Annotated in this window: 13 protein-coding genes and 1 other RNA gene; 12 read left to right on the top strand and 2 right to left on the bottom strand. The window is 44.8% G+C overall.

What is annotated here, in order from left to right:
* Positions 1 to 1379, bottom strand: a 1379-nt coding sequence (locus tag Q0C19_RS06135) for a homocysteine S-methyltransferase family protein (protein ID WP_295053944.1), incomplete at its 3' end; no start/stop codon positions are given.
* A 100-nt stretch (positions 1380 to 1479) separates the two neighbouring features.
* Between Q0C19_RS06135 and Q0C19_RS06130 the strand changes: the two genes are divergently transcribed.
* The gene (locus Q0C19_RS06130; RefSeq protein WP_295053941.1) at positions 1480 to 4026 is read left to right on the top strand and encodes an ABC transporter substrate-binding protein; all 2547 of its coding nucleotides are present in this window, start codon (positions 1480 to 1482) and stop codon (positions 4024 to 4026) included.
* Positions 4027 to 4313: 287 nt separating this feature from the next.
* Positions 4314 to 4841 (top strand): peptide-methionine (S)-S-oxide reductase MsrA, encoded by a 528-nt coding sequence (gene msrA, locus Q0C19_RS06125; protein ID WP_295053938.1) that lies wholly within the window; start codon positions 4314 to 4316, stop codon positions 4839 to 4841.
* 8 nt (positions 4842 to 4849) lie between these two features.
* Here the strand turns inward: msrA and ffs are convergent.
* Positions 4850 to 4947: signal recognition particle sRNA small type (gene ffs, locus Q0C19_RS06120), an RNA gene on the bottom strand.
* A gap of 58 nt (positions 4948 to 5005) precedes the next feature.
* Between ffs and Q0C19_RS06115 the strand changes: the two genes are divergently transcribed.
* The 10 genes from Q0C19_RS06115 to Q0C19_RS06070 all read left to right on the top strand — a co-directional run.
* Complete coding sequence (locus tag Q0C19_RS06115) at positions 5006 to 5791, top strand: hypothetical protein (protein ID WP_295053936.1); 786 nt, start codon at positions 5006 to 5008, stop codon at positions 5789 to 5791.
* Positions 5760 to 6779, top strand: a complete 1020-nt coding sequence (locus Q0C19_RS06110; protein ID WP_295053933.1) for a spore photoproduct lyase family protein — start codon at positions 5760 to 5762, stop codon at positions 6777 to 6779. The genes Q0C19_RS06115 and Q0C19_RS06110 overlap by 32 nt, the downstream gene beginning before the upstream one ends.
* Entirely contained in the window at positions 6761 to 7450 is a 690-nt protein-coding gene (locus Q0C19_RS06105) for an SDR family NAD(P)-dependent oxidoreductase (RefSeq protein WP_295053930.1), read from the top strand. Before Q0C19_RS06110 ends, Q0C19_RS06105 begins: the two co-directional genes overlap by 19 nt.
* Positions 7451 to 7542: 92 nt before the next feature.
* Positions 7543 to 8934 (top strand): flagellar filament capping protein FliD, encoded by a 1392-nt coding sequence (fliD, locus tag Q0C19_RS06100; protein WP_295053928.1) that lies wholly within the window; start codon positions 7543 to 7545, stop codon positions 8932 to 8934.
* 73 nt (positions 8935 to 9007) lie between these two features.
* On the top strand, positions 9008 to 10015 hold the full coding sequence (gene pseB, locus Q0C19_RS06095; protein WP_295053925.1) for a UDP-N-acetylglucosamine 4,6-dehydratase (inverting): 1008 nt from the start codon (positions 9008 to 9010) through the stop codon (positions 10013 to 10015).
* Positions 10016 to 10017: 2 nt separating this feature from the next.
* Positions 10018 to 11145 carry a UDP-4-amino-4,6-dideoxy-N-acetyl-beta-L-altrosamine transaminase gene (pseC, locus tag Q0C19_RS06090; protein ID WP_295053923.1) on the top strand — a complete coding sequence of 376 codons (1128 nt, stop codon included), beginning with the start codon at positions 10018 to 10020 and terminating at the stop codon, positions 11143 to 11145.
* 10 nt (positions 11146 to 11155) lie between these two features.
* A complete protein-coding gene (gene pseG, locus Q0C19_RS06085) occupies positions 11156 to 12070 on the top strand; it encodes a UDP-2,4-diacetamido-2,4,6-trideoxy-beta-L-altropyranose hydrolase (protein ID WP_295053920.1) in 915 nt (304 codons plus the stop codon).
* On the top strand, positions 12060 to 12842 hold the full coding sequence (locus tag Q0C19_RS06080) for a class I SAM-dependent methyltransferase (RefSeq protein WP_295053917.1): 783 nt from the start codon (positions 12060 to 12062) through the stop codon (positions 12840 to 12842). Before pseG ends, Q0C19_RS06080 begins: the two co-directional genes overlap by 11 nt.
* An 18-nt stretch (positions 12843 to 12860) precedes the next feature.
* Entirely contained in the window at positions 12861 to 13898 is a 1038-nt protein-coding gene (gene pseI / locus Q0C19_RS06075) for a pseudaminic acid synthase (RefSeq protein WP_295053915.1), read from the top strand.
* A 34-nt stretch (positions 13899 to 13932) separates the two neighbouring features.
* Positions 13933 to 14818 (top strand): aldo/keto reductase (locus Q0C19_RS06070; protein ID WP_295053913.1); only part of this gene is annotated, 886 nt, incomplete at its 3' end.

The raw sequence follows: 14818 nt of genomic DNA, 5'->3' as shown, positions 1-14818 counted from the left end.
AAGGCCGTTCCAAATTTTTTGGCAAGCGAACAGATCGCATCTAAACGCTCTTCGCCGTCTTCGAGGTTGACCGAGTTAATAATCGGTTTTCCGCCGATGCATTTGAGCGCCTCTTCCATTGTATTGACCCGTGTCGCATCGGGCATGAGAGGGATGGGGATTTTTTGGTTGTAGAGTCTCATGACGTGTGCCATATCGACCGCACCGTCACGCCCCGCAAATTCGACGTTGACATCGAGACAATGGGCGCCGTCACGCACTTGAGCCTGAGCGACACTCAGAGTTCCCTCATAATCGCTCGCAATGATCAGTTCGCGAAACGCTTTCGACCCGGTCGAGTTGGAGCGTTCTCCGATCAGCAAGGGTGAGGGTGTTTGGATAAGTTCGACGCTATTAAACAGCGATGCGATAGAGGGGGGTGTTTCTCCGCTTGGTTTTTTCGGCGTGATGGTGGAAACTTTGTTCACCAGTGCACGGATATGCTGAGGGGTAGTTCCGCAGCATCCGCCGAGGAAACTGACTCCATCATACGCCAAAAAATCAGATTGAAGCTGTGCAAATTCATCCGGTCCCATCGGGTAGTACGAATAGCCTCCGCGATTTTGCGGAAGTCCCGCATTGGCATGAACGGAGATCGGTTTTCCCCATACGTCGGAGAGGGTTCTAATGTGTTTGCCGTATTGTTCCGGTCCCGTGCCGCAGTTGAATCCGAGACTGATAATGTCGAACGGCTCCATAATCGTAGCAATCGTTTGCGCATCGGTTCCTATGAGCATACTTCCGGCAAGCTCTATGGTGACCGAAACCATAATCGGCAAAGCCGCAGAACGCTCTTTATTCGCCGCTTCACAGGCATGGAGAGCCGCTTTAATCTGTAACGGATCTTGACAGGTTTCTAAAAGAAATATATCGCATCCACCGTCGATAAGTCCCAGACAGCACTCCAGATACCCCTCAAACATCTCATCGTAGTGAATATGTCCGAGAGAGGGGAGCTTGGTTCCCGGTCCGATCGAGCCGAGTACAAAGCGGGGATGCTCGGGAGTAGAGAACTTGTCGCACTCTGCTTTACAAACTTCTGCCCCCGCGCGGGAGAGTTCATAAGCGCGGTGTCCAATCCCGTACTCTTCCAAAACCCAGCTGAACGAGCCGAAAGTGTTCGTAGTAATCAGATCGGCTCCGGCGGTCAGGTAGGCGTGAAAAATATCGCTCATGACTTCAGGAGCGGTGACATTGAGGAGCTCATTACACCCCTCAAGATTCTCCCAAGCACTTTCGGGAATACGGTCGGCACGCTCTTGAAGCTGGGTTCCCATAGCACCGTCAATGATGAGGGGACGACGGGAGATAGTTTCAAGAAGAGTGTTTTTGACCGACATAGCAGAGACCTTGTGCAATAAAAATAAAAAAGAATTTTATCGAACTCTAGCCTAAAGGGTTCTAAGTATGAAAACATAATTCTTTGGATACACTCTTAGTATGAAAAAGATGCTCCTTTTATCCATTTTTTTGATCTCGCTTGCATGGTCGAACGAGTCGGTGACGCTCCAGTTGCCGTGGCTTCATCAATTCCAGTTTGCGGGGTATTATGTAGCGAAGCAAAAAGGGTATTACTCGGATGCGGGCTTGGATGTCACCATCTTGGATGCGGATAAGAAAGAGGCATCGCTAAAAAGCGTTTTGGATGGAAAGGCGCAGTACGGAGTCGGTCACTCCTCTTTAATTGTGAATTATATTAACGGTGCTCCCATTGTTTTAATGGCGGCTGTTTATCAATCCTCCCCTATGGTTTTGCTGACGTGTCAAGATAGCAATATTAACAGTGCCAAAGATTTAAAGAATCGACGTGTCATGCTAACCGATGATATGGTTCAATGGGCTGAGGTTCAAGCTATGCTCAGAAGTGTCGGCTTGAAAACAAACGATTTGAAAGTACAGCCCCACTCCTTTGATCCGATGTCGTTGGCTCGCGGTGAAACCGACGCCATGGTTGCCTATATTTCGAATGAGCCTTTTATTTTGAAACAATCAGGGATAGAAACCCATTCGATTGATCCGAAGGAGTACGGATTTAATTACTACAGCGATATTCTATTTACAAGCAAAGAAGAGACCCTTCACCATCCTGAACGATCAGAGGCTTTTTACGATGCATCGATGAGGGGATGGCTCTGGGCGTTTGATCATATTGAAGAGACAGCTGCCATGATCTATCGAAACTACAATCCGCAGCATAAATCTCTCGAAGCGTTAATTTATGAGGGGAAGGTCCTTAAAGCGCTTGCCTTCCGAGCAAATACCCCTTTTGGAACGATTGATCCGATTCGTCTGGAGATGATTGCGCAGGGGTATCGACTGATGGGGGTAATTAAAGCAATCCCCAGCTTTGAACCTTTGCTCTATAAGCATGACAAACTCCATTTAACCGAGCAGGAAAAAGAGTGGCTTAAGACCCACCCTGTGATTCGTGTCGGAATAGACCACAATTGGCCTCCTATTGAATCCGTTGATGAAAAAGGGAGGCATACGGGAATTAGTGCATCGTATCTGCATCTTCTTGAAAAACGGTTGGGAGTCCGTTTTGAGGTTGATTATAGCCGACCGCTTTGGAGCGATTCGATTCGTGCGGTTAACAATAGAGAACTGGATATGCTCTCCGCGGCGGCAATTACCGATAACCGAAATGAGAGTATGGCCTTTAGCCGCCCGTATTTAAAACAAACAATGGTTATCGTCACCAATTCAAAAGTCGGATACGTTAATGATTTAAACGATTTGAACGGAAAAAAAGTCGCCGTTGTCCGCTCTTATGCCAGTGAGGAATATCTCCGTATCTATTATCCTAAGGTCATTCCGGTTTTGGCGGATAACTCTCTCGAAGCCCTTAAAAAAGTGGCTTCCGGTGAAGCGTATGCCTGTATTGAAGGTTTGAGTATTGTAAGCTATTTGATAGAACAGCACAATCTAAAAAATATCAAAGTGGTCGGAGAGACACCGTTTCGGTATGACCTTGCATTTGCTTTTCGGAAGGATTGGGGGATAATGGCCACTATCTCCGATAAGGTTTTGGCTTCTATTACCCCCGCAGAATACGATGAGATACATGGACATTGGCTTGCAATGGAACATGATGAGCCCATTAATTACCGCTTAGTGTGGGGAATAGCCGGATTTATGGCGCTATTATTTATTTTAGTGACCTATAAAAATCATCGATTGGATGTATTGGTACGTCAACGAACCGGTGAACTCGAAACCTTTAATCAACGGCTTCAAGATGAGATCGATAAGGCCGTTGAAAAAAATCGGAAGCAGGAAAAACTGTTGATGCAGCAAGCGAAAATGGCTGAAATCGGTTCGATGCTCGAATCGATCGCCCATCAATGGCGCCAACCGCTGAATATTTTGGGGCTCTCGATGACACGGTTAAATCTCAGTTGTGCATTGGGCGGGAAGGGCGAATCCGGAAAAGTGATTGAAATCGCCGAAGCCCAAATCGAATACATGTCACAGACAATTGATGATTTTCGAAATTTCTTCAAACAAGACCGCAGTCAAATCGCAGTCAATATTAATGCCCTTATCAATGATGTCGAAGCTTTGTTGGGGCCTTTGTTGGTACGCAAGAAAATAACGGTGGAGCGGGAAATCGATCCTTCCATAGAAGTTTTAGTTTACCCTAACGAGCTCAAGCAGGTGTTGATTAATTTGGTCAATAATGCCCGTGAAGCGATTGAACAGCGTCGAGGAAATGAACGCCTTATCCGCATCCGGTGTGTGACAGACGAGCGTTACTGTACGATTAGCATCGAAGATACGGGGGGCGGGATTGATGCGTCGATTATCGACAAGATATTTGATCCTTACTTTACCACCAAATTTGAATCTCAAGGGACGGGAATCGGGCTATACATGGCAAAAACGATTATTGAGAAACATTTTTTAGGAAAGCTGAGTGTTTATAATACGAGCAAAGGGGCTTGTTTTGAGATTCGGCTTAATCGGGAGCCAAGAAAAATAGCCTAGAATATTTGAAGAGAGGAAGCAGATACGGCTCACTGTGAGCTCTATCGTACGGTATTAATCAACCATCCAGCTGGCGCGTTTGGATCGGCGTAGTTTTTTGACAAGTGTTTTTTCTAACGGTGTCATTTTTTCCATTGGGGTCTCCTTTTTTAGATTTTATAAACGTCAGTGTATCGGTGAAGTGTTACGGCACGGTAACTTAAAGGCTCAAAGCAATCCTCTTTATTCAACACCCTTACAGTGGAATGGGTAGATAATCACTCTAAAAAAGAGAAAGAGCGTAAATCATGGAAAAAGCTTTAGTGGGCGGTGGATGTTTTTGGTGTATCGAAGCGGTCTATAATCGTCTTAATGGGGTTCAGAGCGCACTCAGCGGATACGCTGGAGGGGCGCGTAAAAATCCTAGTTATGAGCAAGTGTGCAGCGGAGCTACAGGGCATGCGGAGGTGGTTGAGATCACGTATGATTCTGACGTCATTTCGTATGCGGATATTTTGGAGATATTTTGGGCGATTCATGATCCGACCACCCTTAATGCCCAAGGAGCTGACCGCGGGACGCAATACCGCTCCGTCATTTACTATTACGATGAAGCTCAAAAAGAGATTGCCGAACGCTCTCTCGCAGATGCGCAAAAAAGTTGGAGTGATCCTATCGTAACGGAACTCTCCTCTGCTCCGGAATTTTTTGCGGCTGAAGGGTATCATCAAGATTATTACACAGAGCATTCGACGCAGGGATACTGTCATGTCGTGATTGCACCAAAGCTAGAGAAGTTTATGAAAAAATTCGGGGATAAAGTAAAAAGAGGTTAAGAAAAGGGGCTCTCCCAGATACCTGCGGCACAAAACATGGAAGGGTGTGCTGCTGTATTCCTACCCTGACACGCTGTCCATCCACGCCCTTGCACAGGTCTAGAAGAGTTGGCGAATTATAGCCGTTTAAACCTGCAAATGCAAGATGGTGCTATAATAAATTTATGATTTACTTCATTACTGCACTCGACGCCGAAGCCAGACCTATATGTGAGCATTATTGCCTCAAACGGGATAGGTCGCTCCCGTTTACCCTCTATCGAAATGATGCGATGGTATTACTGGTATGCGGGATGGGGAAAACCAATGCTCTGATGGCGGTAAGTGCCTTGATGGGATGGCGGATTCCCAAAGAAGAAGATATCTTGATCAATATCGGAATCTGCGGAGCACCTTCGGATTATCTAATCGGTGAAGCGCTTTTGATTCATCAAATCATTGATGAAGATCGGCACTATTACCCTGATATTCTTTTCACCCATTCCCTTCGTGAAACGTCGATCCGTTGTGTCGGTACACCCCAATCAACCCTCTGTGACTATCCGGTCGATATGGAGAGCAGCGGGGTTTTTCAAGCCGCATCACGCTTTTGTAAGCTTCATCAAATGGCGTATGTCAAAATCGTTTCCGATCATTGTACCCCCGAGAGTGTGACGAAAGAGGGGGTTATAGCCCTTTTGCATGCTCATGTAAATATGTTGGATAGTCTCATTTCAAGCCTCAAAGCAATACCGAAACCAACCCTTTTATTTTCCGCAGGTGAACGAGATGAGATCGAGATACTTAAAGACCATTTTACTAAAAGTCAAAGCGATGCCCTCGAAGATGCCCTCACGTACTTTCGACTCAAGCACAAAGATAAACCGCTCTCTTTGAATCTGCACATTCCTAACTCCAAACGCGAAAGGAGTCTATTGCTTGAAAAGCTCATCTCCTCCCTCACCGCCTAAGCTTTTTTCCCACCTCTACATTGAGCGCGGTGTGCTGGAACACCCTCAAACGCAAAGGATACGGGCCAAGTTTGCCGACTCGCAGGTTATCCTGATCGATCATTACAAAGAGGTATTTAACCGGCCTGCACAGAGTTTCGCGGCGCAAAGCGGCTCCAAAAAATTGATTCTAGCCCGTAAAGAGGGGAAGTTTCTGCATGAGGGGAGCCAGTACAGCGACGGTTTCGGTACAGAGCAGTTCTTTTATGCTTCCAGTGTTATGGGGTGTTTGTATGATTGCGATTATTGCTATTTACAAGGACTTTATCCATCGGCTAACACGGTGCTGTTTGTCAATCTCGAAGATGCCTTTGAGCAACTGCGCCCCTATTTAGGGAAAGATACCCTCGTCGCGACGTCGTATGATACCGATACAATGGCCATAGAATCACTAACACATCAAACACTCAGATGGCTTGAATTTGCCGTAGAGCATGAGCATCTTCATCTTGAAATCCGAACAAAGAGCGCCAATTTCAAAGCCCTTAAAAACACTACCCCCAGTCCGAGGGTAACGCTGGCATGGACCCTCTCTCCCCAAGAGATTATCAACACTTACGAACACGCTACCCCAAGCATCGAAAAACGGCTCAATGCGGCAGAAGAAGCGATTGCTGCAGGGTGGAATGTGAGACTGTGTATCGATCCGGTCATCTATACGGAAAACTTTGATATACTTTATCCAAAGCTTATAGAGACAATTTTCGCTACGATTGATCCTAATGCAATCGAACATCTCACATTAGGGAGCTTCCGTATGAGTCAAAACCACCTTCGAGCCCTGAAAAAACTTCGCCGAAGCGATGTCGCTTTTTACCCGTATTCGGTGAGCGATGAGATGGCGACTTATCCGGAAGCCATTGAAACCTATATTTTAGAGACGCTGATGGCAAAAGCACACCAGTATTTACCGAAAGAGAGGATCAGAACATGGCAACGGCAATTGTAACAGGAACGAGTTCCGGGATCGGTGAAGCGATAGCGCAGGTGCTACTTAAAAACGGATACAACGTTATAGGGCTGAGCCGTCGAAGAGGAGATATCCATCATCCCCTTTTTGAACATTTGCCCTGTGACTTGAGCGATTTGGCGGTGGTCGATATCCTTCAAAAAAAATTGATAGAGCTTGAAGATTTGGAAATACTCGTAAATGCCGCAGGATTCGGAAAATTTGAGCCCCATGAGGAACTCAGTTCTAAAACGATCACCGATATGATCGCCCTTAATCTGACAACCCCTATTTTACTCGCAAATGCGTTGATGCGCCCCTTGAAAAAGTCCAAAGGGATAATAGTAAATATCACCAGTATCGAAGCAACCCGACATTCCAAGTTTTCTGCCCTCTACAGCGCAACCAAAGCCGGGCTTCGGGCATTCGGACTTACCCTTTTTGAAGAGACGCGCAACAGCGGAGTCAAAGTGGTCACAATCAATCCCGATATGACGGAAACGCCCTTTTTTGACGGGTTTAGATTCGGTGTCGGAAAAGAAGATGATACCAAACTTCTTACCTCCGATATCGCACAAGCGGTTCAATATCTGCTTGACACTCGAGAGGGGATATGTGTTACTGAAATGACCATTCGCTCACAACGGTTCGGAATAACAAAAAAACAGTAACGGGAACTTTTTTTGCTTAGGGGTGTTTATTAAATATTTGGCCGTTTCGGTCGATATAGATTGCACTAAATATAGAGTAAAAAGGATTTGTGATGGCAGGGACTGTTAGCTCACTCGGTATCGGTTCAAGTGTTTTGACGGCGGATGTTATTGATAAGCTTAAAGCTAACGATACCGCCAATATGATTACCCCCATTGACAAAAAAATTACGACTCAAGCGCAAAAAGCGAGCGCATTAGACCTCTTGAGCAGTTTGTTGAGCTCTTTTAAGTCAAATGCCAGCACCCTGGCGGATGATACACTGTACCAAAAAAGAAATGTTTCGGGGAATAATGATGCCGTGAGTGTTACTGCACTCTCCGGTAGTGACATTCAGAGCTTTTCGGTTACCGATACGGTAATGGCTAAAAAAGGGATCTTGGAGTCAGGTTCATTTTCATCCGAAACGGCAAAAATATCGAGCGGATCAGGGACGATGAGTTTGTCGGTTGACGGTTCAAATTTTAATATCAGCTATACCAACACTACCAGTTTGCTTGATCTTAGAGATTCGATTAACACTGCGGCAGGAGCAAAAGTCACAGCGTCGATTCTGCAGACAGGGGCGAGTGAATATCATCTTGTGCTAACGTCCAAAGAGACGGGGGCAAATCAGAATGTTACCCTTTCGGATTCTGTCGGCGGAACAATGAATAATGAATTAAAAGCGTATGATGCATCAACTAATCCTACCGGAATACAAAGTATTCAAACCGGTAGTGATGCTACGTTTAAATACAATGGAATTACGATTACGAGAGCTTCCAATTCAGTAGATGATCTGGTTGTCGGGGTTACCATCAATCTGCTACAAAGTGGAGGGAGTGCTAATATCGGTATTTCCCAAAATACGGCTGCTATTAGTAATGAAGTAAAAAATTTAGCCACCAGTTACAATACCCTTATTAAACAGCTCGACGATATGACCCTTAGTGATCTGACGAACGGCAAAGTGGGAATTTTCAACGGTGACAATACCATTAAAGCCATCAAGCGTGAAGTTACAAAGATGATGACATCAATGGACTCAAAAGGGCAATCATTGGCCCAATACGGGGTTGGGTTGACACAAGCTGGGGTTATGACGTTTACCCAAAGTGAGTTTGATGCGAAAATGAGTGCAGATCCCACTGCTCTCGAAGCATTTTTTAGCGGTTCGACGAGTGCATCCGGTACGTATACGGAAGGTGTTTTCGGGAATCTTAATGCATTGATGGATTCGTATACCGGTTCGGGCGGGCTTATGAGTACCCTCACGGAAGCGTCTAAAAATGAGACAACAGCACTGAATACCGAGAGAGCTCGATCAAGCGCCCTTCTTACCGCACGTTACGACACGATGACGGCTCGTTTTGCGGCGTATGATTCGATTATAAGTAAGCTCAATAACCAGTTTTCCTCTTTGCAGCAACAAATCAGCGCAATGTCAAATAGTAGTAATTAACAAATATTTGAATACTTTTTCTTTTGGCATTAAAATTGCTTTATAGTGTTAACTGTGAAGAGGAGTTAATGGCATGCTCAACGGAAAAAATATTCTCATCACCGGTGGAACCGGAAGTTTCGGCAAACAATTTGTTAAAACTATTTTAAAACTTTACCGACCCAATAAAATCATTATATATTCCCGCGATGAACTTAAACAATACGAGATGGAACAACGGTTCAATGATCCGTGCATGCGCTATTTTATCGGGGATGTGAGAGATCTTCAACGGCTGGAAAGTGCGATGAACGGCGTTGATTATGTCGTCCATGCCGCAGCGCTTAAGCATGTTCCTATTGCCGAATATAATCCGATGGAATGCATCAAAACCAATATTAACGGTGCCCAAAATGTGATCGATGCCGCATTGCATTGCGGTGTACGAAGGGTGATAGCTCTCTCCACCGATAAAGCTGCCAGTCCCATCAACCTTTACGGTGCTACCAAGTTGGCCTCTGATAAACTTTTTGTTGCGGCTAACAATATCCGAGGCGGAAAAGATATCCGGTTTGCGGTAGTCCGTTACGGCAATGTTTTAGGCTCACGCGGCTCGGTCGTCCCTTTTTTCCAAAAACTGATTTCACAAGGTGCCACAGAGCTTCCCATTACCGATGATCGGATGACACGGTTTTGGATTACCCTTCAAGAAGGGGTAGATTTTGTACTGAAGAATTTTGAACGTATGCATGGCGGAGAAACCTTTATCCCTAAAATTCCTTCAATGAAAGTGGTGGATGTAGCCCGTGCTATTGCCCCCAACCTTCCCCATAAACAAGTTGGTATCCGTCCGGGTGAAAAAATGCATGAAGTGATGTGTCCGCGTGATGATTCGCATCTTACGGTTGAATTTCATGACCATTATGTGATCAAACCGACCATCCAATTCACCGAAGCCGCTGACTTTAGCCGTAATAATTGCGGCGAGGAAGGGAAACCTGTTGATTATGGGTTTAAATACAGCTCTGAAACCAATACGCAGTGGCTAACTCCGGAGGAGCTCCTTGAAAAAATTGCTCTGACCCAAGATGAGGAGAAGTAGTAATGCTTCCGTATTCGACCCAGTTGATTGAAGAGGATGACATCGCTGCCGTAGTTGAGGTACTCAAAAGTTCTCATCTGACTCAAGGTGCTAAAGTCGAAGAGTTTGAGGAAGCGCTAGCCCGTTACGTCGGTGCACGATATTGCATTACTTTTAATTCTGCTACTTCAGCATTACATGCTGCGTACGCAAGTGCCGGAATCGGCAAAAACGATGAGATTATTACCACTCCGATCAGCTTTGTCGCTACCTCTAATATGGCAATCGCAGTGGGGGCTGTACCGATTTTTTGCGATGTAAAAATGGACGGCAATATCGACGAGACGCTGATTGAAACTTTGATCACTCCGCGAACCAAGGCTATTGTTCCCGTCGATTTTGCCGGAAAACCCGTTGCCGTTGGGGCGATCAATGCTATCGCCAAAAAGCATGGGCTGCTTGTTATCGAAGATGCCTCCCATGCATTGGGGAGCGATATTAACGGACAAAAAATCGGTTCATTCGCCGATATGACAATCTTTAGCTTTCACGCCATCAAACCGATTACGACCGGAGAAGGGGGAGCTGTTGTTACCGACAATGAGGAATTGGCACAAAAACTTCGATTGTTCCGTTCACACGGTATAGTCAAAAAAGAGCTTTGGACTTCCGACATGGTTTCCTTGGGGTATAACTTTCGTATTACGGAGTTTGCCGCAGCATTGGGCTTGTCACAGCTGAATAAGCTGGATCGTTTTATTAATGTACGTGAGAATATTGCTCGATATTACGACGAGTATTTTGAAAATAACAACCTATTGAGTACGATTCCTATCGATCCGACCTATCAAAGTGCCCGTCATCTTTATCCGTTGCTTCTCACTCCGGAACTTCATTGTGTCAAAGAAGATATTTTCTCTGAATTACATAATAGAGGACTCGGGGTGCAGGTGCACTATAAACCGATTTACCAAAATAGCTTTTATACGGAACGGTTCGGAGCCCTTCGGCTGAACAACGCTGAACTTTTTTACCGCTCGGAACTCTCTATCCCCTGCCATCAGAAAATGAGTTTGTTTGATGCGGAAAATGTGACTAATACGGTACTGGAAGTACTTAATACCTACGCACATCGCGGATCCGGTTTTTAAAAGGATTCTGATGGAGAATCCTGAATCATCATGTAAAAATCTCCTTATCCGTGCGGATTCTTCGAGTCAAATCGGACTGGGGCATATTATGCGTGACATTGTCCTGGCACAGCACTATCCCGATGCTGTTATCACATTCGCCTGTCGAGAGTTAGAGGGTAATATCATGAACCGTATTCCCTATCCGGTTCATATCCTCTCTTCCAATAATCCTGCAGAATTATCCGAGTTAATCGTTGCTCTGAATATTGAAATGGTTATTTTTGATCACTACGGAATAGACGCTCTTTTTGAACAACAGATTAAAGAACAAACAGGCGTTATCGTATTGAGTTTGGATGATACCTATCAGCCCCATTATTGCGATATCCTTCTTAACCACAATATTTCTGCCGATCCTCAACGCTATAGCGGGTTGGTTCCGCCCCACTGTGAACTTCGATGCGGAGCGGAGTATACGCTGATACGGGATGAGTTTAGAAAAGAAAAACAGATGAACAGAGAAAAAATTTATGATCTTTTCGTCTCCATGGGGGGAAGCGACCCGACCAACAGTACCTCCGAGATTTTAAAAATATTGAGCGACTCTTTAGAAATTTGTGTTGTAACGACATCCGCAAATATTCATTTACACGAATTGGAAAGGTATGTGGATGGGAAAAAAAATATTGCGCTGCACGTAGATTCTGATCAGGTAGCAAAACTTCTACACCAAAGTCATCTAGCCATAATCACGCCGAGTGTTATGGTGCACGAAGTCCTTTATATGGATATTCCGTTCATTGCGATTAAAACAGCAAGCAACCAAGACGATATGGTTCAATATTTACACAAGAGCGGCTATCGTATCTTGGAAACGTTCGATCCGGCCATTTTGTCAAAGTACACTTCTAAAATCAAATCGGAGAAAAAGTATGCAGTTTAATAAAGAGTTTTGGGATAAGCAAGCCGATCAGTTCGGTCAATCGGTCAATGCCGTTAATTTCGATACGTTATCGGAAGATCTTGAACTCCAAACCATCCGATCGCTGTTAAATCCCAATGATACCGTATGCGATTTAGGATGTGGCAACGGACGGCTTTTGTCTTTTCTCCGTGACAACGGTCTTGCAGGCAAGCTTGTCGGTTCAGATTTTACCGAGGGGATGATCACCGCCGCCAACACATTAAAAGAGCGTGATCCAAAATATCAAGATATGTCGTTTTATCATTTGGATGCGACACAACCTGATCTGGGCAAAACTCTGGGGGGAAATTTTGATGCGGTCATAACCAAACGTCTCCTGATTAACCTTGAAGCCGATTCAGAGCGTGAAAAAGTGCTTAAAAATATCTATGATCTTTTGACTCCGAACGGCATCTATCTAATGACGGAATGTTTTGAAGAGCCTTTGCAGAGGACGAATGAAGTACGAGAAAAATTGAATCTTGATGCGATAAAAGTTCATGAATTCAATCGGTATTTGACGAGTGATTTTATGGAGAGTGTGACACGCTATTTTGATATCGTTAAAATGGTTGATTTTCAAAGTACCTACTATTTTGTTTCTCGTGTCATGAACGCATATTTATCGGAAGGGACACCTTCCTATACGGCACCAATTAATCAGCTGGCGGTTAAACTGATCAATGAGGAGTGCAATATCATTGAGGGGTATTCCCCGGAAGTTATCTACTGTTTGCGAAAAAAATCCTAATTACGAAAGAGTTCTCCAATGAAATTCGGGAAATTTGATCTTGAGAGCGGAGCGACATTTATTATCGCCGAACTCTCCGCTAACCACAACGGCTCTTTAGACACGGCACTTGAAACAATTACGGCAATGAAAGCTTCAGGTGCCGATGCGATCAAGCTTCAAACCTATACTCCCGATACGATTACCCTCAATTGCGACAGTGACATGTTCACAATTTCTCAGGGGACGCAATGGGACAAACGAAAATTTCATGATCTTTACGCCGAAGCAATGACACCTTGGGAGTGGCACAAGATACTTTTCGATCACGCTAAAAATCTTGGAATGGAAGCATTTTCATCCCCTTTTGATTCCAGCGCCGTCGATTTCCTATCCGATCTGGAGGTGCCTGCCTATAAAATTGCCAGCTTTGAGATTACCGATATCCCTCTGATCGAATATGCAGCGGCGAAAGGGAAACCGATCATTATTTCTACGGGTATTGCAACGTTGAGTGATATCGAAGATACCATCGATGCGTGCCGGCGTGTAGGCAATAACCAGATTACTCTTCTTAAATGTACTTCGGCATATCCTGCCGCATTGGAGGAGATGAATCTCCTTACCATCGCCGATATGGTGGATCGTTTCGGAGTGACGGTAGGGTTGAGTGACCATACGATGAGCTTGAGTGCTCCTGTGGCTGCTGTTGCATTGGGCGCGAGGGTTATTGAGAAACATTTTATTTTGGATAGGAATATGGGGGGTGCCGACAGCTCTTTCAGTCTGGAACCTCATGAGTTCAAGGCGATGGTCGATGCGGTACGTGATACGGAAAAACTGCTCGGACGTGTGACGTATGAGTTAAGTGCGAAAAGCTTACAATCGCGTGAGTTTTCCCGCAGCCTTTTTATTGCCGAAGAGATTGCCGAAGGGGAAGTTTTTAGTAGTGAGAATATCCGCTCTGTGCGACCCGGATTTGGGTTGCCTCCCAAATATTTAAAAGAAATCATCGGGAAAAAAGCAGCGTATCCTCTGAAATTCGGTGATCCCCTAAAATGGGAGGATATCATTTGAAATATGCCTGCAAAATGTCGATATATCGTCTACAATGAAACAGATACAATGGAATGATCATACCCTCTCGGGTTTATGTCTGGGAACCGTACAGTTGGGATTACAATACGGTATCGCAAACACACAAGGGCAGCCTTCATCCGAAGAATCGAATAAAATTCTTGCGGCTGTAACCGAAAAGGGGATCAACTGTTTTGATACGGCGATTGCCTATGGAAACAGCGAACAGGTTCTCGGCGATTTTTTTCGTCATAGTGAGGAGAAATTTTATGTCATTACAAAAATTTCTTCGCAAGAGCTTCTCTCTAACCCTGATATTTTAGAAAACTCACGTCAAAGACTCAATCTGGATAGAATGTTTGCCGTATTGCTCCATGATTCGGTTTTGCTCGATAATGGTCCGGAATTTGCCCTTAAAATGGGTTATATTAAAGAAAAATACACAGATAATGTCGGCGTCTCTATCTATACGGATGAAGAATTTTCAAAAGCGGTTGCCAATCCTTGGGTCGATATTATTCAAATCCCTTTCAATCTGTTTGACCAAAGGGCTATCTCTCTGGGGTGGATTGAGAAGGCTAAAACCAATAACAAACTGCTTTTTATCCGTAGTATTTTTTTACAGGGACTTTTACTGCTTGATTCGAAAACGGCGGAGACAAAAGTTCCGGGTTCGGGTGTTTTGGTGACACAGCTCGATGCGGTTGCGGATGAGCTTGCTCTTACCAGAGGAGAACTTGCCCTCTCGTATGTTGCCAACAGCGCCCCGGAGGCAATTATTATTTTCGGCAGTGAAACTTGTGATCAGGCACTCCAAAATATCGAAAATTTTGAACAGACCCGTACATTGGATTCTGAAAGGCTAAACACCCTTTTCAAAATATTCCAAGCAATGCCGGAATCGATCTATTCCCCTTCCA

It is taken from the genome of Sulfuricurvum sp. (assembly GCF_023250475.1).
Lineage (GTDB): Bacteria > Campylobacterota > Campylobacteria > Campylobacterales > Sulfurimonadaceae > Sulfuricurvum.
This window is presented reverse-complemented; position numbering and strand designations above follow the sequence as displayed.